We start from the raw sequence: 21,447 nt of genomic DNA on the forward strand, positions 1-21,447 counted from the left end.
TAATAGCATTCTTGTGTTATAAAAGACTAAAACTTTTTCTCGGAAGGGAGAATTATAGATGAAAAAAGCAGATGTAAAAGTTGGTGCAATCGTTGGTGCCAAATCAGAAGAAGAACTTAAGAAGCCATTCCAAGGCAAAGTTGAAAAGATCTACGAAAATTCCGCATTGCTTGCAATTACTTCATACGATCCCGTTGACGCCACTGCTATCAGCGACTTGAACAATAAGATTGTAGTTAACTTCAAGAATTTAAAGACTGCTCGCGCTGCCAAGAACAGTAAGACTGCTTCAACTAATGAAGTTAAGATTGAAAAAATTGCCAAGAAGAACGACGATAAAAAAGAAGCAGACAAGAAGTAAAATTTGACAAAAATAGCCCGCGCAATGTTTACGCGAGCTATTTTTTTGCCTAAAATTAGGACATCGATACGAGAGGAAATATTTTATGAAAGAAAAAACGCGAACTGTTTTATTTTGGTTTATTTTAATCCAGCCCTTTTTAGACCTTTATTGGTTCTACAACGGTAAATTAGCGGAAGTTTTACCATTTACTCTACCTACGATTATCCGAATTTTAGCTGTTTTTGTGATTTTCTGTATGTTTTTCAGTCAAAAGCAAAATTGGCAAAAATTAGGGCAAGACAAGTGGTTAATTCTATATTTAGCCCTACTAATTTTGTATTCGATTATTCACTTAATCCACGTCAAAAACTTTAACAGCATTAATCCTAATGACTACAATTATTCAACCGTAAGCGAAATTTTTTATCTCATTAGAATGCTTTTACCTCTGATGGTGATCTTTTTTACAAAAGAATTGAATTTCAGTCAGGAGCAATTCAGACACGTTATCGAAGGCATCAGCGGACTTTTTTCATTTACAATTGTCATTACCAATCTTTTTGTCATTTCGCTTAGAAGCTACGAGACAGGCCCGATTAGCGCTAATATTTTTGAATGGTTTGTTAACCCCAATATCGGTTACTCCCATATGGCCTCCAAAGGCTTCTTCAATTTTGCCAACATGGTATCAGCCGTACTCTTTATGCTGGTGCCTCTGATGCTTTACTTCATGTTCAGTCGTTTTAACTGGAAAATCGTCACTTTGAACGTAGTTCAAGCTTTAGCGATGATCGAGTTAGGAACCAAAGTGGCCCTCATCGGTTTAATCGGTGGCGTGATTATCAGTATTTTGCTGTATGTTTTCCACTTATTTATTGTTAAGGATGTTAACAAAAACGGCAAAGCCATTATCGTGGCGCTTTTAATCGAAGCTGGCACCTTTGCCATCATCCCCTTTGGTCCAGCAATCCAGCGCTATAATTATGAAAAATATTTGGCTCAGCAATCCGATGATTCTTTGACACAGGCCAAGCGAGAATTAAATGCTGGCTTAAAAAAATATCCTCAAGGTAAACAGCGCAAGGAATTTTTAACGAATTTCATCGGCAATCATTATCAAGATTACGCCTTAAATAAGAAGTTTGTTTTTAAAAGCTACCCTTATAAATACGATCCTGAATTTTGGCTCAAAATCATGAACGAGCCAGGCACCGCTAGAATGCAAAACCGACATGTAGAAAAAGCGATGCTTGATCAAGTTGTGAAGACTAACAACAATCGGCTCGACAAGTTCCTGGGCATTTCTTACACACGAGAAACCAACATTTTCAACCTTGAACGTGATTTCACTAGTCAAATTTATTCACTTGGTTGGATCGGCATGCTGTTGTTCATTGGGCCTTATGTCATTATCCTGCTCTACGCTTTAATCAAGTGGCTAATGAACAAAGAAACGCGTACTTATTTGATCAGCTCAATGTTGCTTTCAATCGCCTTTATGATTTTCGCAGCATTCTCGTCAGGTAACGTAATGGACTTCTTAACAGCTAGCTTCATCCTGGCTTTCGTTGAAGGCAGCTTGTTAGCTAGCGTAACCAGAAAAGAAAATTAAACAAAAAAAAAGTTAGGTAGTTGCTCGCCTAACTTTTTCTTAGTTTTTAAACATTATTTTTCTTGCTTAATAAAGCTTGAATCTGGCACCCGAATTAAGTAGTACCGAGTTGCTAAATGACCTGCATGCATCCCGATTCCATTTTGCCAATTCCGCTTGTACTTAGCCGTATAAATTGCCACGTAAGCACGTTGATACTTTTTATCCATTTTAGCCAATTCCTTTTTTACATAAGGAATCTTCTCGGCATTCACATCAAGCGCAGTGTTACCATAAGCAATCGAGGCATAGTCACTACCAATCGTGACCTTGCTGCCATCGCGATAAAAAGTATAAGTTTGTGAGCCATATCTCTTCTTAGCAGAATTAATCGTTACATAGCTTGAATTTCCCGCACCTGTACGCATTATCAGTGGCTCATACTTCACGTTTGAAGTAATACGATTTGCATCTTCCAGGTCTGGATTGTCCATAAAGGTCTGATTAAACATCCAACCTGCAGCTAATAAAAGTACTACAATTTCCACAATATTAAGAGCCATATTCGGCCAACTAAAGCGTTTATGCTGTTTGATAATCATCTTGATTCGTCTTTGACGAATGTTTTGGACGATAAAAACTAAATAAAGAATGATGGCAACCCAAATTAAGATCCCAATGATATTCCAGCTGAACATATCTCGCCCTCCTTTTTTTCAATTATATGGTAAAAAAAGCAAAATTTGAATAGGATAATAATTGAATAGTGAGAAGATCTTACTAGTACATTAGATTTATTAGGGAACATTATGGTAGCAATAGCTTTTTATTCAATTACTGGGCAAACGGAACGTTTTATTAAGAAAACTCAACTTTCGGCCCATCAAATCGACGATGCCAACCCTAAGTATGATATGGGAAAATCTTATATCTTAATCGTACCCTCATATCAGGACTTCATGATGGATTCAGTCGTTGATTTTTTAACGTATAAAGATAACAAAAAAATATTATAGGGATTATCGGTTGTGGCAACCGAAACTTTAACGACCTCTTTGCTCAAACTGCCAAAAAGATCGCGGCAACATTGAAAGTGCCTATTTTGTATCTTTTGGAATTTAGTGGTACTAACCAAGATGTCAAAAATGTACGAAAAATCGTACACGATCTTTCTGCTGGTGAGAGTACTAAGCAAGTCCAAAAGCCTAAGGAATTACGTGGGAATATCAGCTCTTTGAGTGATTTTAGAGATTAAATATGACTGAAAAATATTACAAAGCAATTAACTGGAATGACATGGAGGACCGGGTTGACAAATCTGCTTGGTCCCGCCTGAATGATATTATCTGGGAACCCCGTAATGTTCCAGTTAGAGAAGATAAAAAAGAATTTTTACAATTAGACAAGCCGGTGCAAGATGCCTTGCTTCACGCATTCGGAGCACTATCTTTTTCATCTGGACTCCAAATGAAAAATGGGCTAGAGCAAATTAAGGTAGATGCCATCACACCAGAGGAAGCAGCTGTGCTGAATGCCTTGCAATATTTGGAATCTATTGCCAATAAAGGCTACAGCTACGTTATCAACGAGTTGACGGACTCAAATACAGCAAAAGACGTTATTAACTGGGCTGATGACAATCCTTACCTGCAAAAGAAGATTCGGATTTTGAATAAAATCTACCAAGGCGGGGATGCACTACAAAAGAAGGCAGCTAACGTTATCCTAGAGACAGCTCTCTATCATTCTGCCTTCTACGCTCCGCTTTATTTATTCGGACAAGGCAAAATGGTACGAACAGCTGAAATTGTTAAGTTAGCTTTACGTGGCACTTCATTTAGTGGAATTTATCCTGGTTACAAGTTCCGCTTAGGCTACCAAAAATTAGGTAAAACTGAGCAAGCAGAGCTAAAAGAATGGATCGATAACTTGTACGATGTGCTAATTGATAATGAGAAGAAGCACATTGAGTTAATGTACAGGGGCACTGACTGGATCGATGATGTTACGCACTATTTCTACTACAGTGTCAACAAGGCCTACCTCAACCTAGGTTTTTCAGCCAAGTATCCTGACACTTCTGATTCAATCAACCCTATTATTGAAAAAGGGGTCATCAAGAATGCAGTGCTTGAAGACTTCTTCTTCTACACTAACGATCACTCGCTGACTAAGTTTAAAGAAATTAAATAATTACAAAAGACGCAATCGAAAATTCGGTTGCGTCTTTTTTTACTTCTTAGTAGTTTTCTTGGTTGCCTTTTTAGTAGCGGTTTTCTTTTCTGCTTCCTTTTTTTCAGGCTTCTTATATTCACGTATTGTGGTTAGCTTTTCAATAATTGCCTCCACCAGTTGATCAACAATCTTCGCTGGATCTTGTTCGATCTCTGCTTCACTGGCTAATTGATCAATTCTAAAGCCTGAAACATTAACGTATTCAGAGCGCGTTTCAAAGTAAACATTTAAAGGATATTCCTTACCCTCTTCAAAGAAGTTAGCAACTCGTTTGTAATTGCTATAAGGCAAATTGATAATATTTGTCTCCAAGGCAAAAGTAGCCGGCCGCTGACCCGTCACTGCTAGTTGCGTTTGGATCAATGAATTATGCTTAAAAGCAGCGATAACTTCCTTGACCATCTTTTCAGCATACGGCTTGATTTTGCTCTTCGACTTGCTAATGTCGGCATATTTAACTGTTTCAAGATCTTGAATATAATCTTGATTTTCAATTTTTTCGTTGAGATCTTTTAAATTAATTTCCAAAATAAACTTTCCTTTTTCATTGGTTATAATTACAAAATACTACAAAAAAATTTTTTGTCATCCTTTTTAAGGATTCAATTCAGCATTTTTAGCTTTTTATTTGTTAAAATGACACTATGAAAAAGCAAAAATTTGATCTTAAGTATTTATTTTTACTCATTCCCATTACGTTAATTCTCATTATAGGATTGATTTACCTTTTTAACAAAAATAAAATCTATAATGAAATTAATTGGATGACAATGAAGGAAGAACAGCGGCTCAATGTCCCGCTAGAAAATCAACTGCCCGATCTACCCAACGGCTGCGAGGTTACTAGCCTATCAATGTTACTGAATTATTATGACATTAAGGTTAACAAATATGATCTCGCCGATAATATTGCTCATGTTGATTCTTTCACCGACAACGGTAAATATCGCGGCAACCCCAATCAGGGCTTTGTCGGCCATATGTCTGTCGCTAATGCTGGCTGGTGCGTTTATCACGGGCCTTTATTTGATGTTGCACGTAAATATACCAACCACATAGAAGATGCCTCTGGCAGCAATTTTTTAGCGATTCTCAAGTTAATCTCCGATGGGCATCCCGTGCTGATCATTACCACAACCACTTTTAATCATGTTAACAATATGCAAACATGGGAAACCAATACTGGTAAAGTCAACGTTACACCGTCATCACATGCCTGCGTGATCACGGGATACAACAAGCAAAAGAAGCTCGTCTATGTTAATAATCCTTACGGTATTAAAAACCAACCGGTTAATTGGCATAACTTAGAATTGAGTTATGACCAGCAAGGACGACAGGCACTTTACATCAAATAACAAAAAAGGGCAAGCCACGAAGGCTTGTCCTTTTAACTCAAGGCACATGCTCAAAGCATATGTGGACGTTTAAACTGTTCACATCAGTGCGTCCAACATCAGCACTTCCCGTGCTTGCCACTTAAGGCGGATGTCCTCTATCTCATAAATATACGCATCTCGCGTTCATTAATCGACTCGTCAGTCAGTAATTGTACTATTTTTTATGTTTGATGTACAGTCTAGCACTTTTAAAATGACGATATTTAAATTTATAAAAAACTTCAGTACACATAGTCGATAACATGAAACCTAAAGCAATAGCACCAGTAACAATTGCTACTCGTAGAAGCAAATTCTCTCCTTGACTATAATCCCCCACAACTAAAGCACGTACTGCTTGATAAGCAGGCACGCCCGGGACTAACGGTACTAAGGCAGGAATATTAAAGACCGTCACTGGACTTTTTTTAATGCGTGCAAAACACAAGCCCAAAATACCTATCAAAAAGGCGCCAATTAAATTTGAAATCATTCGCCCAAATCCCAAATTAAAGCAAGTCCAATATGCCATCCAGCCCACTGTGCCACTGACTCCTGACAGGTGAAGATCGCGATGAGGTATATTAATAGTTAATGCAAAACCCACCGAAGCTACATAAGAAAAAATGACATTAATAATAATTTCTAACCAAAGTGGCATTTTTATACTCCTATGAATTTAAGTACAAGTGCAACTCCACCGCCTAAAGCTAAAGCGGTTAACACAGCCTCGCACATTCGCATAATCCCTGATAATAAATCTCCCATGAATAGATCTCGCAAAGCATTAGTAATTGCCAAGCCTGGGACTAAAGTCATCAGAGCGCCGATCAAAATATTATCAGTAATCATTTGTGGATTAAAATGATTGAGTAATACTGCCAAGATCCCCATGACCATTGCTGCAATTAGCTCTGATAAAAAACGAATCTTAGTATATTTTTTAAACTCATAATACGACCAAAAACCAACAGCCCCTACTAAGGCAGCACCTGGGAAATCAACCCAGTCGTAATTATCCATAAACAAAACCATCAAGGTAGCAGACAATACAGCAGCTCCCAATACCTGGAGCCACATTGGGAAAGTAGGTGCTTGTGATACTAAAGCAATCTTTTCTTTTAATTTAGAAAGAGTGATTTTTTCAACTGCAAATTGGCGCGACAAGTCATTAACCCGGTCTACTAATTCCAAATTGATGTTGCGATCACGAATTTGTTTCATCTGACTTAGCTTGCCACCATCTAAGCTCATGAAAACACAGGTTGGCGTCGCAAAAACACGCGGATCATCAATTCCGGCATTGCGAGCAATTCTGAGCATTGTATCTTCTACCCGATACATTTCGCTCCCGCCTTCGATCATTAGTCGGCCCGCAGTTAAACAAATATCCATTACTTCTTGATAAAATTGGACATCCCGCTTCTCAGACATAGTTTTAGCCTCAGTTCATAGTTTCAATATCGATGGTCTTGTCGACCCAATCACCGCGGAAAAAGTCACGTTCGTGACTAACAATAATGACTCCGCCTGGGAAGTTAACAATCGCTTTTCTCAAAGCATCCTTGGTATCGTTATCCAAGTGATTAGTAGGTTCATCAAGGAAAAGCAAATTAGCTGGTTCAAACTGCATCTTAGCTAATTTTACTTTTTCCTGTTCCCCACCAGAAAGTTCCTTTAGCGGACTCATTGCTTGTTGTGCAGTTAAGCCCATGCGTGCCAGCGCTTGTCGCAATTCCTTTGGCTTTTTGCGTTCAAATTCTTCTTGTAAATATTGGAGTGGAGTCATGTTGCTATTAGGCCAGGTTAGATCTTGCTTGAAGTAAGCCAACTTTGCAGTAACAGATAACTCATATGAACCATAAATTGGCTTTAATTGCCCTAACAATGTCTTAAGCAAGGTAGTCTTACCAATTCCGTTAAAACCAGTAATCGCCACTTTTTCATCCCCACCAACAGAGAAATTGAAGGCTGACTTGACCAAAGCATGGTCGTAACCGATGACCAAATCTTGCGTCTGTAGCAACAAATTAGAAGCAGTCGCAACATATGGAAATTCAAAGCGTGCCTTGCGGTTGTTTTTTGGCGGTGTCAAAACATCCATCCGCGCCAGCTGCTTTTCCCGTGACTTAGCACTCTTAGCACGTGTACCCGCCTTGTTCTTGCGAATATAGGCCTCAGTCTTAGCAATCTTGCGTTGCTGGTTAGCATAAGCCTTCAAGTAGGTCTCACGGTTGGCTGCTTTTTGCCGCAAGGCTTGCTTCAACGTTCCTGTATAACGGGTAATTGTGCCAAAATCGATATCGATAATGCAGTTAGTGATTCGGCCTAAAAAGTCATAGTCATGGCTGACCACGATAAACGCACCATCAAAATTATTCAAATAATCAACTAACCAATCAATGTGAGAGACATCCAGATAGTTAGTCGGTTCATCTAGTACCAAGACATCTGGACTTTGCAAAAGTAATTTAGCCAAAATAATTTTTGAGCGCTGACCACCAGATAACTTTGAAACATCATGGTCATAGCCCAGATCGGCTAAGCCCAACCCTGACGCAACCTGTTCAATTTCAGTATCAATATCATAAAAATTATTTTCTTCTAAATAAGTCTGTACCTTGCCGGCTTTTTCTAACAGGGCTTCGTCCCCGTTTTCGGCATATTTGGCATACAGATCATTCAACTCTTTTTCTTCTTGAAATAAATGATCAAACGCCGTCCGCAAAAAAACACGGATAGTCACACCAGGTGCCAATTTAGCATACTGGTCCAAATAACCAACATCAATTTTATTTTGCCAAGTTACTTGACCATCATCGGGCAAGATTTCACCGGTTAAAATTTTAATCAAGGTTGACTTACCAACACCATTTTGACCAGTAACCCCCATATGGTCTTCTTTGTTAAGCACAAAGTTGGCATCTTCATATAAAGTTTTATCAATAAAACTCTGACTTAAATCTTTAACAGTTAATAAACTCATTTTTCATCCCTTAATTATTATTCAGCTGATTCATGTTCTTTTTCATAATTTTGGAGTGCATCAAGAACACGAGGCCAATAGCGCTTAGGTAAGATCAGTTGCAAACGATCATGATAAATAGGAAAATCACTTGCTTTTAGCCCCGTAATCTTAGCTAGCTCCTGATCTGTCAGCTTATATTTATAAACAATACGCTTAATTTCGACTGATGCATGTCCTCTAAAATAGGATAGGCCGAAGAAAAAGATAGCAAAAACACTTGCTGTGATGATTGCTAATTGCAAATTCATCCTGAAGCTGTGTAGACAAATAAAAATCACGGCAATAAAAGAAATCACAGCTGAGAGTACACCGTAAATAACTGGAAATATTGATTCTTTTTCTTCCTTTTGCATAATCTTTTCCTCCCTAATTGAGACTTAGTAACTTTACGAACTTAGCAAAAATTGTTAAAGTTTGCAAGATACGACGTTTTCATTATTTTTTACATAAGTTAAGTATACTTAGCAAAAATGAAATTGCACGAAGAAAGAAGAAAAATGAGCCAAGAAAAGCAAAAATACTATTTTTTCCCACTTCGTTTTCAACAACAGGACTTAAAGATTGAACTAGTTTTGCCTCAAATTACGCAAGCTGAGGCACTTTATCAAGCTGTTGTCCGCGATCGAAAGCAATTAGGTCAATGGCTAGCCTGGGCTGATCAAATGCACTCAGCTAACGATGAAGCAAAATTTATTAAGCAAATTCAAACCAAAATGTCCCAGCAGACGATGCTTGTGCTCACTATTTTAGTCAATGGCGAACCTAGCGGCATGATCGACTTGCATAAGCTAGTGCCAAATAAAAAAGCCGAGATTGGCTATTGGCTTGCTAGCAAGTATCAAGGCCGCGGCATTGTTACTAAGAGTGTAACGGCGTTATGCCAATATGCCTTTAGTGAATTGAACTTGCAATACATTGATCTGCTCGTTGCCGTTGGCAATGACAAGAGCAGCAATGTCGCAAAGCGTTGCGGTTTTAAATTAATGGGGATTGAGCCAAAATTAATTAATGGCTATGACGGCCAAATTTTTAGATTAATTCGACGTTAAAACTACTTTGTTCGCTTGTCATTGCGTTAAATATTAGGTAAACTAATAAAACAAGTGTTTGGAATCTTAATACTTTACTACCAAAACAAACTCAAATATAATTATGTTATACGATGCTTAGCATCAATGAGTGGTCGGCTCATGGTCAATCTGATTCTAATGCAGGACATAAGGGCCTGACGGGTCGCAGGGACCAAAATAAACCTGATATTATATATCTAAGACATAAGGGCTTAGCTGGTGGCAGACACCAAAATTAAACCGACTTAAGAGTTCACGAGTTTGTGAACTCTTTTTTATTGGAGAAAAAAGAGATGAATCGCAACTTATTTAAAAACGCAAATTTAAAAGAAATCGGACAATTACGTCGTTATATGTCGATTATTTATGATAATGCTGACTTTTACAGCAAACACTTTGTAAACAAAACCATTATCTACACTACTAAGAATAAAAAAATCGAACTTACTGCTAGAAGAGATAATTTTATGCATTTGTGTGGAGTAACGTATATCGACGGTCCAAGAAAATTTTTTAATGATGCATTAGATCAAAAAATACAAATCAAAAAAATACTTATAAAAAAAGATGGGTCTACCTTTCAAAAATTACAAATTATGAATCAATTTCAAGAAATGCTTGGACCACATTTAAGATTAACAGGACGCAGTAATTTTACATATTTAAAATTTGATCACTCTATACGTACCAACAAAAGCATACTAGCTCTTGCACTATTAAATAATCAAAACTACATGATACCTATCTCTTTATTAAATCTAAAATTTATTCATCCTTTTCCAAATGGAGAAAAAATAATAAAAATAGAATCTCGAGATCTAAAAACTGGTAAAATTACTATTCTCAACTAAAACCAACCAGTCAGATCTTTAATAATGAAAAAGATAATTGGAACTAACAATGATGGTAAAAAATTTAGCGTTTTAACATCACGAATCTTCAATAAAGCTAAGCCAGAGCAGGCAATTAAAAAGCCACCAACAATGGAAATCTCAGTTACCAATGGTCCCGTAAAAAAGCTAGCTGACAAAAATTTAGCTACCAGGTAAATACTACCCTGCCAGCAAAATAGCACCGGAGCAACAACGAGCATCCCCCAACCGAAACTAGCGCCAAAAACCATCGAGGTCACAAAATCCAACGTAGCATTAGTAAACAGCATCGTATAGTCGCCTTTAACTGCCGCAATTACTGGCCCCACAATTGATAGTGCTCCAATACAACAAAGCAAAATTTCAGTGGCCAGCCCTTTACCTAAGTTTGATTTACCTGTTTTTTCTACTAAGCGATCAAAATGGCCAGAGATATCCCCAGCCGTGCCGCACAAACCACCAAGTGCTAAGCTAACAATAAATAAAACAGGATAGTGACTCTTGGGCATATTATTAGTAACATTCTCCCAACCGATGCCTAACGCTGCCAGTCCCATTGCGATGAACAAAACGTCTTCATAACGCTTATTCAATCCTTTCTTTACCAAGCAGCCAACTGTAGTACCAACCAGCAAAGCGCAAGTATTTACAATTGTTCCGATCATTTTTCTCACCTCTTAGTTTTATTTTACCGCAGAAAAAAAGTATCCATCTCGGATACTTTTTCATATTTACCATTTAAAATGCCAACTACTACTCGATGACGCTGAAGAACTAGATGAAGATGTGCTTTCACCCGTACCTGAACCATAACCAGAATTCGAACCACCTGCCGGCTTATCTTGATTTTGATCATAAATCCGATAATTGGTGAAAGCATTGGGATCATCCCACTTGATGTGATTGTTCTGATCATTCAATTCATTTTGCCGCGTTTCTTCATTGTTCAAAGTTTGTGTTTGCAAATTCAGGTTCTTACGAATTTTATCTGACGTCTTTTGTAATTCCTTAGTAGACGCCACCTGAATTGAAGAACCATCAATCCAAGCATCATGCCCTTGAATGTAGCCACTCTTTAAGCTATTCATGCAGCCACGATAATTGAGCGCCAAACTAAGCATATCATTGAATGTCAGATTAGTTTTCACATATTTATTGAAAATATCTACCAGCTTGCGGTAATTGCCAAGCGTATTAACCGACATTGCCTTATGCGCAATTGCTTCAATCACCTGACGTTGCCGCATCTGACGACCATAGTCACCACGTGGGTCTTCTTTTCTCATTCGAACATAAGCCACCGCGTGCCGTCCATTTAAATGCTGCTTACCTTTGTGGAAATCACACCAGTCATACGAGAAGTCAAATGGAACTTGGACATCGACACCACCAACTGCGTTAACCAGGCTCTTTAGCGCCTTCATATTAACTTCTAGATAATAATCAATTGGCACATTTAACATTGATGACACAGTCTTCATACTTGATTCATGTCCACCGATTTCATAAGCAGAATTTACCCGAAACATGAAGTATTTATTTCCTGGATCGCCCTTAATATCTGCCAAAGTATCACGTGGAATTGAAGTCATTGTCGCAGAATTCTTTTGTGGATTAGCTGTTGCTAAAATCATAGTATCGGAATTACCACGATCATGGCGACCTTCAATCCCCTGGTCAACCCCTAGAACTAGGATAGAAATTGGCTGTCTATTGGCAATTTTAGCTGAAGTAGCAGTGTTGCCGCCGTTTTTACCATCAATCACACTATGGACGGTAAAATACATGTGAGCAGCCCATGCCATGCCAAAACAAGCAGTTAATAATACTGCCACACCAATCAAGCGGGCAAAAAAGTTACCTGATTTGAGCGCTGATGCATCTGCGGCTAAAGCACGATTCCGATGAAGATTAAGCGATGAACGATGAGCGCGATAATCTTCTCTTCGTTTTGGATTTTGGTCCATTCTTTTGATCGTTTCCCTTCGAATTTAATACAAGTTAGTTTATTTGTATCACTTTTAATCTATCGATAAAATAAAAATGCTAATAATTAATAATAACTTATTTTTTTGCGAAATATAACGCAACAAGCTAAGATGTATAGAAAATGAAATATTATGGAGGTAAAAATGGCAATTCCAACTAGAAACGAAGTCCCTGAAGAGCTTAAATGGGACTTAACCCGTATTTTTAAAAATGACGATGAATGGGAGCAAGCTTATGCAGCTGCACAAGAAAAAGTGGCTAAACTTGCTGAATTAAAAGGTACACTAGCTAAATCAGGCAAGAACCTGTACGAGAGCTTAACCAAAATCTTAGCTGTTAAACGTGATGTGGAAAATATCTACGTTTACGCTACCATGTCCAGCGATGTTGATACTTCTAATTCGCACTATCTCGGCTATGTCAGCCGGGTACAAAGTTTGGCTAACCAGTTTGAGGCTGCAACAAGTTTTATTAATCCTGAAATCTTGAGTATCCCTAGTGATAAGCTTGAGCAATTTAAGCAAGCTGAACCTAGATTAAAGGATTACGCACACTATCTTGAAACAATTACTAACAAGCGTCCTCATACATTACCTGCTGAGCAAGAAAAATTGATCGCCGATGCTGGGGATGCTTTAAGTGTTTCTGAAAATACCTTTAACGTCTTGACCAACTCCGACATGGAATACGGTTACGTTCAAGACGATGACGGCAATATGGAACAATTATCAGATGGCCTTTATTCTTTGCTGATCCAATCCCAAAATCGTGATGTCAGAAAAGGTGCTTTTGATACACTTTATGCCACTTATGGACAGTTCCAAAATTCCTTGGCTTCAACTTTGTCTGGCGTTGTAAAAAAGCACAACTATAACGCACGTGTGCACAAGTATAATTCAGCTCGTGAAGCTGCTTTAGCCGATAATGGCGTACACGTAGCAGTTTATGACACTTTAATCCAGGAAGTTGATTCACACCTAGACTTACTTCACCGTTATGTTGCGCTACGTAAAAAGATCTTAGGCATGAAGGATCTGCAAATGTGGGACATGTATGTGCCACTAACTGGAAGACCTTCTCTTTCATACAATTTCGAAGAAGCAAAAGAGACAGCAAAAAAGGCTTTGGCTCCACTTGGTGAAGACTACTTGAAGCATGTTGACTATATTTTTAATAATCGTGTCATCGACCCAATAGAATCTAAAAATAAAGTAACTGGTGCCTACTCTGGTGGTGCTTATGATACCGATCCTTATGAGTTGCTCAACTGGGAAGATAACATCGATTCACTTTATACTTTAGTCCACGAAACTGGTCACTCCGTTCACTCCTGGTACACTCGCAATACTCAACCTTACGTTTACGGCGACTATCCAATCTTTGTGGCTGAAATTGCTTCAACTACTAATGAAAATATTTTGACCGAATATTTCTTAGACCACATTACCGATTCTAAGACGCGGGCCTTTATCTTAAATTACTACCTTGATTCATTTAAAGGCACTTTATTCCGTCAAACTCAATTTGCCGTGTTTGAACAATTCTTGCACGAAGCCGATGCTAAGGGAGAACCACTGACTGCTGACACTTTAGACGATGTTTATGGTCAAATTAATCAGCATTATTACGGCGATAGCGTTGAACCAGGCGGCGATATTGCCCTTGAATGGTCACGAATTCCACACTTCTACTACAATTTCTATGTGTACCAATATGCGACTGGCTTTGCGGCTGCAACGGCATTAGCCAACAAGGTGGTTCATGGAACGCCTGCTGAGAGGGATGCCTACCTTGGCTTCCTTAAAGCTGGTTCAAGTGATTACCCAACTGAGATCATGAAGCGTGCTGGCGTGGACATGACCAAGCCAGACTACTTGGAGGATGCATTCAAGACTTTTGAAAAGCGGTTGAATGAATTTGAGAATTTGATTGAGAAGTAAGAAGAAATAAATATGCTTCATTACTCACAAAAATACATTGACGATGTATTAGTCCGCTTTGCTTACCATTCAAATGCCATTCTTGATCATTGAAAAAGACAATAAAGCTCAATACATTACTTATGAGGCTGACCAAGATATAACAAGTCTTACCCAGTATGCAAAGTAAAAGTTAACCGAAGAACAAAAGCGCTATGAAATCTTTGAATAAAATTATCAGGCTCAAAAAGATTTTGACGAAAATCATCAATAATCGCGCTCATATAAAAATAATCGATATCATTTCGTGAGATTTGATATCGATTTTTTGTTGATGATCTTGATTTATCGCTTGGCATATTTATCGCTCAATATGTATAATACGTATATAAGTATTATAGTGCGAGAAAAGGTGAAAAATATGGCTGAAACTTTATATAAAAAGGTCGTTAAAAATGGTTCTTCCTTAGCTATCAATATCCCAGCTAAGGAAGTAAAAGAGCAAAATCTCAAAGTAGGCGATATTGTTGAAGTAAAAATCAAAAAATCAGACCGTCCTAATTCTGAAAATTTAAAAGAAATAGATGGCTTAATCTCTGATTACTGGGATATGTTAGAGTACTTAAAGGATAAGTAGTCAATGAAGATCAATTATCTAACAGAAAAGGATATTTTAGTAATCAATGCAAGGGTTATTCAAAGAGAAGGTGCAACGGGACAAAAACCACCTCACGTTAGGGATGCAGAAGCCCTTCATTTTTTAATTGCTCAACCTAAGCAAACTAGTTTTGGACAAGAATTATATCCGTCTTTTGCTGAAAAAGCTGGGATTTTATTAATTAAATTAGTTAAAAAGCATGTTTTTGAAGATGCAAATAAACGAACTACAGCAATTGCATTCTTACTATTTTTAAGACGAAACTCTTATGAATTAACCTGTGATTGGCAAGATCTAGCAAATCAAATCTTAAAAATTGCCCAAATAGATGACAATGAACTAAATTACCAAGAAATTTACCAATGGATTAACCAAGTAATTCATGAAAATTAAAAAATCGGTATCATTTCGTGAGATTTGATACCGATTATTTGTTTTAAGATTGATTTTTATTCTTTAAATTGATCCTGTTAGCCCTGCATCTCGCCATTTATTGGGATTTTCGTCTAACTTTAGCTGTAATTCAGTTAATGGCTGAGACAACTTGAAATTATGCGACAATGAATAATTATTCAGATCACGTTTCAAGTCAAAGACTACTTTTTCAATATTAACTCCCTGCTCCAAATTACTTAAAGCGTGATTGATTAGCTCTACTGCTGCGCTATCTTCGACAACCTTTTGTTTTACACCGACTAGAAGTGATTTCAACTCTTTTGCGTTTTCCATATCGTTCTCCTATCACGCTCATATAAAAATAATCGGTATCATTTTAGCATATTTGATACCGATTATTTTTATCGATTTTAATTACTTAATTCCAAAAATCTACGATTAATTGTATAAATACAAATTAACATTAAAATTACAATCAGTGTTGCCACCAATACCGTCAATTTAATTTTAGAAGTACCATAATCTGTGCTCAATATCTTAGGTGAAAAGTCCTGTAAAAAGTGTACTACCATACACCAAATTAATCCATTGGACCACACTCTTAGATAACTAAGGAATAACCCCATACCCAATGTAATAATCACTTGACCAACAGTTGAAATTAATGATTGACTAGTTAAATTATTTAAATGATATAAGCCGAACAGAATTGAACATACAATAGATGTCCATAAGATATCATATTTTTCTTTACGAAAAACTAGCAAGAAAGTATTAAATAAAATCCCTCTAAATAAAAATTCCTCACAGATTGCGGGCAATATCGCAGCTAAAGCCGCTACCATTATTTGATACAGAGGCAACTTAAATAATAATATTTTATCTTTTAATGCTCCAAAAACCATTAAGGCCAAAAAGACACAGTAGATGATCATCATTACTTTTGACATTCCTTGCAATTTTAACCTTTGATTAAAAGTCTTAGTTGTTAAAATAAAATGTTCGGCTACATATGCAAAAGCGACTATAAAGATGATTACAATCAACCACTTGGTTATCATGTTGCCTACAATTAAATGTGGCAACACAAATGAACCTATTAAAAGAATGATTGCAAGTATAAATAGATTTCTGATTGTTTTATTGACTTCAGCTTTATTACTAAATTCTACTTCGTCGGCTAATGCCAAGTAATATTTGTTATTCATAGTTGTATTTTCTACCTACTCCTCCGGCCAAAAAAGGTCATCCAATGTCTTATCTAACACCTGACAAATCTTAATACACAAGTTAACTGACGGATTATAATTTCCCTTCTCAATCGCTGAAATTGTCTGTCTTGAAACATCAACCTGCTGCGCCAAATCTTCCTGCGTCATGTCTTTGCCAACACGTGCAGCTTTCATTTTTAAATTTTTCACTCTTTATCACTTTCCTTATCACGATGGAGTTGAAAGAGACTTACCGCACCAATAATCAACCAATAGATCCCCATAATGGTCATTGCACTATTAAAGTCATTAACATATCCCAGAATAAAACAAATACCCATAACAATATCTAACCAACTGTTTGATTTTATATTCTTTTCATTAATTGCAAAATAAGCGCCGTGCAGAATATCATAAACTGACATCACTGCTAATGACAACATAATAATTGAGAAATTAATAGTAATTCCATATCTCATGAAAAAAGGATTTTTCATAAAAAACGTAACGATAATCTCACTAAAAACTAAAACAATGAACCCCCATTTAGCACCTTGCCCACGTACAAGTTTCTGTCTTTCATCATATTTATGCTCATACTTTTTTTGACTACCGAAAGTAACCACTAAGATAAATATAATTACTCCAATAAAAATACCGATTGCAAAAAATTTTAAATCATTCATTTTAAACATCCCTTTCTTTCGATAGTCCAATATTAAAGCTCACTTTCTATAATGTCAAGTTTACTTTACATTGTTTCTAATAAACTTGCTTTTTACATAACCTATTTTGCAACTTATCTTCCAAGTCTAAAAAATAATTTTTTAAATTTCCTTGACTTCTTCTTTTCATCGTCGTATTATAATGACAATTAAATTAATAAAAGCTTAGAAGAGATGAGTAATTACTTAAGACTTCTGCAGAGAGTCGGAGTTGGTGCAAGCCGATGTAGTCGAGAGTAACGAATATGGTCTTGGAGCTATTTTAAAGAGCAAGCTATTAAGTAAGCAATTTACGAGTGACGATCGTTACCCCGTCCGAGTCTTCCCAATCCTGGGAGTACTTAGTAAGGAGTTAGCTGTGAAGCTAGCTTGAATTTGGGTGGTAACACGCTTAGGCGTCCCTAGCATAGAAGTTCTATGCTAAGGGCGCTTTTTATTTTGCTTATTTAATTTTTCAGAAAGGAGCCAGACAATGGATAAACCTATCAAAACTACAAGTTCACGAATCATCATCAGTAAAAAGGCATTCAACCGAATGTGCACTATTGTCTGGTTGATCTTGATCATCATCGGACTTTTCATCGTTAAATAAAACATTGAAGCAAAACTAAGGAGAAAAATTATGACAGAATTACATTACGATATCGTTGGTAGCTTTTTAAGACCTGCAGAATTAAAAAAGGCTCGCGCAGAATTTGAAGAAGGAAAAATTAAGCAAGAAGAATTAACTCATGTTGAAAATACAGAGATCAGAGAATTAGTTCAAGAAGAAATTGATCATGGTCTTAAAATCGTAACTGATGGTGAATTTAGAAGAAGTTACTGGCACCTCGATACTTTCTGGGGCTTTGGGGGTATCAAACATACTAAGCAAGCCCACGGCTATTTCTTCCACGATGAAGAAACTCGTAACGACTCTGCCCAAGTTGAGGGGAAAATTAAATTTACTGGTAAACATCCAGATCTTTCATCATTTGAATACTTAAAAAAGGTTGTCGATGAAACTGGCGCTAACGTAATCCCACGGCAAAGTATTCCAGCTCCCGCACAATTTTACGCAGAACTTGTTCGTGGAGAAGAAAATATTGCCGCACTTAAAAAGATTTATAGTTCAGAAGAAGATTTACTCACCGATATTTCTAAAGCATACCGAGACTTAATTTTAGCCTTATACGATGCAGGATGTCGCGACATTAAACTCGATGACTGTACTTGGGGTATGATTGTAGATAAGCGCTATTGGAAAAGTCATTTACAAGATGACTTTTCATTAGACGACCTTAAAAGAAAATACTTGAAGCTTAACAATGATGCAATCAAAGATTTGACAACAGATTTGCGAATATCAACTCATATTTGTCGCGGTAACTATCACTCAACTTGGGCAGCCCAAGGAGGTTATGGTCCAGTAGCGGACTATGTTTTTGCTAAAGAAAATGTCGACGCCTTTTATCTTGAATTTGACAATGATAGATCTGGCAGTTTTGATCCAATTGCACAAATTCCTAACGACAAACTTGTTGTCTTAGGTGTAGTAACTAGTAAAAAAGCAGAATTAGAAGATCCACAAAAATTAATCGCTAGAATTAAAGAAGCAGCTGAATTCCACCCATTAAATAATCTAGCCTTAAGCACACAGTGTGGATTCGCTTCTACTGAAGAAGGCAACACCTTAACTGAAGATGACCAGTGGCAAAAGATCAAGTTGGTTGTCGACACTGCCAAGCAAGTTTGGAGCTAAATGGCAATTAACTAGTTAAAATAAAGATAAATAGATTTAGACAAAGGAGAAAAAAATTATGGGAAAAGTTGAAAGTTTTGAATTAGATCATACTAAAGTTAAGGCACCTTACGTTCGTTTAATCACTGTTGAAAAAGGCCAAAAAGGTGACCAGATTAGCAACTTCGATTTGCGTTTAGTTCAACCTAATAAGAACGCCATTCCTACTGGCGGCTTGCACACGATTGAACACCTTTTAGCCGGTCTTTTACGTGACCGCATCAACGGCTACATTGACTGTTCACCGTTTGGCTGTCGGACTGGCTTCCATCTTTTAGTTTGGGGCACCCCATCAACTACTGAAGTTGCCAAGGCACTTAAGGAGTCATTAGAAGAAATCCGTGACAACATTAAATGGGAAGACGTACCAGGAACGACAATTGAATCTTGTGGTAATTATCGCGACCACTCATTATTCTCAGCTAAGCAATGGTCAAGAGATATTTTGGCTGAAGGCATTTCTGATGACCAATTTGAAAGACATGTGGTTGAATAAAATTTAAAGGTTTAACTGAAAAATAGTAAATAATTAAAAAAGCTAGCAATTCATTTTAGTGAACTACTAGCTCTTATTTTTTCACTTATATCATCCCGGCAACTAAGCCAACTATATACAAGAAGACACAGCAGACTACCAAATACAAACCGCCCCACTTGACCGTTTCTTTTAGGATCTCGCCTTCGTCTCCCTCACGATTAATTGAGCCGGTCGCTACTGCAATATTCTGCGGTGAAAGCATCCCCGCCGTGGCCCCTGTCATGTTCGAGGCTACAACCCAGTACTTACTTACGCCTAAGTCCGTTGCTGCAGTATACTGCAAATTACCAAATAAAACATTAGCTGATGTAGCAGATCCTGTTAAAAATGTTCCTAGTGCACCAATTAACGGCGCAAACAATGGATAAACTGGTCCTAAAAGGCCAACCAAGGCCACTGCTAATGCATTCGTCATACCAGCATAAACCATTACCTTAGCCAAGCCTACAATCGCACAAACTGTAATTGTAGTTTTCCATACGCTTTTTATCGATTGTCCTAATATTTGCATCATTTTTTTCAAGCTGACACCCTGAATCGCCCCACCAATTAATGTAGCTACAAAAATTAATGTTCCAGGAGAAGATAACCAACTAATTGACAATGTATTTGGGTTCTTTCCTGTATAAACAACAAGATTAGTGGTTACTTTATTAAGTACATCATTGACAGTTGGAACTAATGAAGAAGCAAAGATCACGAAGATAAAGACCAAAATAAATGGTGAACACGCCTTGAGCATTTCCTTAGCATTTGGGCGTAAAACATCTGGCTCTTCTTCATCATCATGCCATCTAGTTAATAAGACTGTAATCGCAATTGAACACAATGAGCCAACAATTGCAGGCAATTCTGCCCCTACAAATTTTGCAGCTATTACCTGGGGAATAGCCATTCCCAGTCCTGACATCAATGTAATAAAGCCTACACCTTTAATTGCCTTAATGCTGCCTTCAGTCAAGATAACTAAAATAAATGGTACCAGTATTACCAAAATAGATAATTGCAATGTCACGATGAAGGATAGTTTTTCTTGATGTAGACCCGTCACTTCAGCTAAAGTTAAAACTGGTAATCCAATTGCACCAAAAGCCGTCGCAGTTGTATTAGCAATCAAACTAATGACTGACGCGCGAATCGGATCCAAGCCAAAGGCAATCAATATTCCTGCCGCAATTGCTACCGCAGTCCCAAAGCCAGCGATTGATTCTAAAAAGCCACCAAATCCCCAAGCAATAATCAAAACAATAATCCGCTTATCGGTTGAAATCGTCGCCAGCATATTTTGAATAGTTTCCATACCGCCAGATTCTGTAGTAACGTTATATGCAAATAAAGCCATGACAATAACAAACATAATCGGCCAAATGCCCATGATAATGCCTTCTAGCGCCCCACTTGCCGTATCTAGCACCGATAATTTAAAACTAAAGACTGCTAACACCATCGTCAAAATTAAGCCAATGACACAAGCGCGTGCAGCTGGCATTCGCATAACTCCCAGCGAAATAATCAACCAAACGATCGGCAACAATGCGATCGCAAATCTAATCCACATCAAAATCCTCCATCATCAAAAGTGTTGTACTATATTATTTAATCATGATTTGGGTAAAAAGTTAAAATAAGACACAAAATTTTAGTTAAAATTACAATTTTCACAAATTTCACTTGCAAGTTTAACCAACAAACTATATAACAATTAATGGAAAG

Annotated in this window: 25 protein-coding genes, 1 pseudogene and 1 other annotated feature; of the genes and pseudogenes, 13 read left to right on the forward strand and 13 right to left on the reverse strand. The window is 37.3% G+C overall.

The features are described 5' to 3' along the window. Positions 1–58: 58 nt before the first annotated feature. Both J6L97_RS09680 and J6L97_RS09685 read left to right on the forward strand, forming a co-directional pair. Positions 59–361 carry a DUF2187 family protein gene (locus J6L97_RS09680; RefSeq protein WP_023488185.1) on the forward strand — a complete coding sequence of 101 codons (303 nt, stop codon included), beginning with the start codon at positions 59–61 and terminating at the stop codon, positions 359–361. An 85-nt stretch (positions 362–446) separates the two neighbouring features. Continuing rightward, the gene (locus tag J6L97_RS09685; RefSeq protein ID WP_057726360.1) at positions 447–1,955 is read left to right on the forward strand and encodes an O-antigen ligase family protein; all 1,509 of its coding nucleotides are present in this window, start codon (positions 447–449) and stop codon (positions 1,953–1,955) included. A 53-nt stretch (positions 1,956–2,008) separates the two neighbouring features. Here J6L97_RS09685 and J6L97_RS09690 read toward each other — a convergent pair whose 3' ends face one another. Next, complete coding sequence (locus J6L97_RS09690) at positions 2,009–2,632, reverse strand: LVIS_2131 family protein (RefSeq protein WP_057726358.1); 624 nt, start codon at positions 2,630–2,632, stop codon at positions 2,009–2,011. Between the two features lie 111 nt (positions 2,633–2,743). Between J6L97_RS09690 and nrdI the strand changes: the two are divergent. Together nrdI and J6L97_RS09700 are read left to right on the forward strand one after the other, a co-directional pair. Further along, positions 2,744–3,189 (forward strand): annotated as a pseudogene (gene nrdI, locus J6L97_RS09695) (class Ib ribonucleoside-diphosphate reductase assembly flavoprotein NrdI). 2 nt (positions 3,190–3,191) lie between these two features. Next, a complete protein-coding gene (locus J6L97_RS09700; RefSeq protein WP_057726356.1) occupies positions 3,192–4,127 on the forward strand; it encodes a ribonucleotide-diphosphate reductase subunit beta in 936 nt (311 codons plus the stop codon). Between the two features lie 39 nt (positions 4,128–4,166). Here the strand turns inward: J6L97_RS09700 and J6L97_RS09705 are convergent, their stop codons facing one another. After that, positions 4,167–4,697 (reverse strand): hypothetical protein, encoded by a 531-nt coding sequence (locus J6L97_RS09705; protein ID WP_057726354.1) that lies wholly within the window; start codon positions 4,695–4,697, stop codon positions 4,167–4,169. Positions 4,698–4,813: 116 nt separating this feature from the next. On the opposite strand from J6L97_RS09705, the gene J6L97_RS09710 reads away from it, so the two are divergent. Beyond that, the gene (locus J6L97_RS09710; protein ID WP_013086905.1) at positions 4,814–5,527 is read left to right on the forward strand and encodes a C39 family peptidase; all 714 of its coding nucleotides are present in this window, start codon (positions 4,814–4,816) and stop codon (positions 5,525–5,527) included. 196 nt (positions 5,528–5,723) lie between these two features. On the opposite strand, the gene J6L97_RS09715 is transcribed toward J6L97_RS09710, so the two are convergent. Genes J6L97_RS09715 through J6L97_RS09730 form a run of 4 tightly spaced genes read right to left on the reverse strand, consistent with a single transcriptional unit; the run spans position 5,724 to position 8,929 of the window. Next, a complete protein-coding gene (locus J6L97_RS09715; RefSeq protein ID WP_061205119.1) occupies positions 5,724–6,209 on the reverse strand; it encodes a threonine/serine exporter family protein in 486 nt (161 codons plus the stop codon). Between the two features lie 2 nt (positions 6,210–6,211). Then, positions 6,212–6,982 carry a threonine/serine exporter family protein gene (locus J6L97_RS09720; protein ID WP_057726352.1) on the reverse strand — a complete coding sequence of 257 codons (771 nt, stop codon included), beginning with the start codon at positions 6,980–6,982 and terminating at the stop codon, positions 6,212–6,214. Positions 6,983–6,992: 10 nt separating this feature from the next. Further along, a complete protein-coding gene (locus J6L97_RS09725; protein ID WP_057726350.1) occupies positions 6,993–8,534 on the reverse strand; it encodes an ABC-F family ATP-binding cassette domain-containing protein in 1,542 nt (513 codons plus the stop codon). A gap of 17 nt (positions 8,535–8,551) precedes the next feature. Next, complete coding sequence (locus J6L97_RS09730; protein ID WP_054832736.1) at positions 8,552–8,929, reverse strand: hypothetical protein; 378 nt, start codon at positions 8,927–8,929, stop codon at positions 8,552–8,554. A 144-nt stretch (positions 8,930–9,073) separates the two neighbouring features. Here J6L97_RS09730 and J6L97_RS09735 point away from each other — a divergent pair, with 144 nt between their 5' ends. The 3 genes from J6L97_RS09735 to J6L97_RS09745 all read left to right on the forward strand — a co-directional run bounded on the left by J6L97_RS09735 (position 9,074) and on the right by J6L97_RS09745 (position 10,497). Then, a complete protein-coding gene (locus J6L97_RS09735) occupies positions 9,074–9,625 on the forward strand; it encodes a GNAT family N-acetyltransferase (RefSeq protein WP_005722451.1) in 552 nt (183 codons plus the stop codon). 113 nt (positions 9,626–9,738) lie between these two features. Next, the gene (locus J6L97_RS09740) at positions 9,739–9,885 is read left to right on the forward strand and encodes a hypothetical protein (RefSeq protein WP_005718178.1); all 147 of its coding nucleotides are present in this window, start codon (positions 9,739–9,741) and stop codon (positions 9,883–9,885) included. Positions 9,886–9,924: 39 nt separating this feature from the next. Further along, positions 9,925–10,497, forward strand: coding sequence for a PBECR4 domain-containing protein (locus J6L97_RS09745; protein ID WP_225907786.1), 573 nt, complete (start codon positions 9,925–9,927; stop codon positions 10,495–10,497). On the opposite strand, the gene J6L97_RS09750 is transcribed toward J6L97_RS09745, so the two are convergent. Both J6L97_RS09750 and J6L97_RS09755 read right to left on the reverse strand, forming a co-directional pair. Continuing rightward, positions 10,494–11,183 (reverse strand): DUF554 domain-containing protein, encoded by a 690-nt coding sequence (locus J6L97_RS09750; protein WP_057726348.1) that lies wholly within the window; start codon positions 11,181–11,183, stop codon positions 10,494–10,496. The genes J6L97_RS09745 and J6L97_RS09750 overlap by 4 nt on opposite strands. 66 nt (positions 11,184–11,249) lie before the next feature. After that, positions 11,250–12,485, reverse strand: coding sequence for an LCP family protein (locus tag J6L97_RS09755; RefSeq protein WP_057726346.1), 1,236 nt, complete (start codon positions 12,483–12,485; stop codon positions 11,250–11,252). A 165-nt stretch (positions 12,486–12,650) separates the two neighbouring features. On the opposite strand from J6L97_RS09755, the gene pepF reads away from it, so the two are divergent. From pepF to J6L97_RS09770, 3 genes are all read left to right on the forward strand, one after another. Next, positions 12,651–14,447 (forward strand): oligoendopeptidase F, encoded by a 1,797-nt coding sequence (gene pepF / locus J6L97_RS09760; protein ID WP_057726344.1) that lies wholly within the window; start codon positions 12,651–12,653, stop codon positions 14,445–14,447. A 400-nt stretch (positions 14,448–14,847) separates the two neighbouring features. After that, on the forward strand, positions 14,848–15,063 hold the full coding sequence (locus J6L97_RS09765) for an AbrB/MazE/SpoVT family DNA-binding domain-containing protein (protein WP_005723825.1): 216 nt from the start codon (positions 14,848–14,850) through the stop codon (positions 15,061–15,063). 3 nt (positions 15,064–15,066) lie between these two features. Further along, the gene (locus J6L97_RS09770; RefSeq protein ID WP_057726342.1) at positions 15,067–15,477 is read left to right on the forward strand and encodes a type II toxin-antitoxin system death-on-curing family toxin; all 411 of its coding nucleotides are present in this window, start codon (positions 15,067–15,069) and stop codon (positions 15,475–15,477) included. 63 nt (positions 15,478–15,540) lie between these two features. On the opposite strand, the gene J6L97_RS09775 is transcribed toward J6L97_RS09770, so the two are convergent. The 4 genes from J6L97_RS09775 to J6L97_RS09790 all read right to left on the reverse strand — a co-directional run bounded on the left by J6L97_RS09775 (position 15,541) and on the right by J6L97_RS09790 (position 17,377). Then, positions 15,541–15,813 (reverse strand): bacteriocin immunity protein, encoded by a 273-nt coding sequence (locus J6L97_RS09775; RefSeq protein WP_013086917.1) that lies wholly within the window; start codon positions 15,811–15,813, stop codon positions 15,541–15,543. A 77-nt stretch (positions 15,814–15,890) separates the two neighbouring features. Further along, positions 15,891–16,688, reverse strand: coding sequence for a CPBP family intramembrane glutamic endopeptidase (locus tag J6L97_RS09780; protein ID WP_223876341.1), 798 nt, complete (start codon positions 16,686–16,688; stop codon positions 15,891–15,893). A 15-nt stretch (positions 16,689–16,703) separates the two neighbouring features. Next, entirely contained in the window at positions 16,704–16,901 is a 198-nt protein-coding gene (locus tag J6L97_RS09785) for a helix-turn-helix transcriptional regulator (RefSeq protein ID WP_013086919.1), read from the reverse strand. After that, positions 16,898–17,377 carry a hypothetical protein gene (locus J6L97_RS09790; RefSeq protein WP_013086920.1) on the reverse strand — a complete coding sequence of 160 codons (480 nt, stop codon included), beginning with the start codon at positions 17,375–17,377 and terminating at the stop codon, positions 16,898–16,900. Before J6L97_RS09790 ends, J6L97_RS09785 begins: the two co-directional genes overlap by 4 nt. A gap of 196 nt (positions 17,378–17,573) precedes the next feature. Continuing rightward, positions 17,574–17,822 (forward strand) — a binding site (T-box leader). 216 nt (positions 17,823–18,038) lie between these two features. On the opposite strand from J6L97_RS09790, the gene J6L97_RS09795 reads away from it, so the two are divergent. Together J6L97_RS09795 and J6L97_RS09800 are read left to right on the forward strand one after the other, a co-directional pair. Beyond that, positions 18,039–19,157: a 5-methyltetrahydropteroyltriglutamate--homocysteine S-methyltransferase gene (locus J6L97_RS09795; RefSeq protein ID WP_057726340.1), complete on the forward strand. Its 1,119-nt coding sequence runs from the start codon at positions 18,039–18,041 to the stop codon at positions 19,155–19,157. Positions 19,158–19,215: 58 nt separating this feature from the next. Next, positions 19,216–19,692 (forward strand): S-ribosylhomocysteine lyase, encoded by a 477-nt coding sequence (locus tag J6L97_RS09800; protein ID WP_054832733.1) that lies wholly within the window; start codon positions 19,216–19,218, stop codon positions 19,690–19,692. Positions 19,693–19,777: 85 nt separating this feature from the next. On the opposite strand, the gene J6L97_RS09805 is transcribed toward J6L97_RS09800, so the two are convergent. Beyond that, the gene (locus J6L97_RS09805; RefSeq protein ID WP_057726338.1) at positions 19,778–21,292 is read right to left on the reverse strand and encodes an L-lactate permease; all 1,515 of its coding nucleotides are present in this window, start codon (positions 21,290–21,292) and stop codon (positions 19,778–19,780) included. Positions 21,293–21,447: the final 155 nt, after the last annotated feature.

The organism is Lactobacillus crispatus, assembly GCF_018987235.1.
Classification (GTDB): Bacteria; Bacillota; Bacilli; order Lactobacillales; family Lactobacillaceae; genus Lactobacillus; species Lactobacillus crispatus.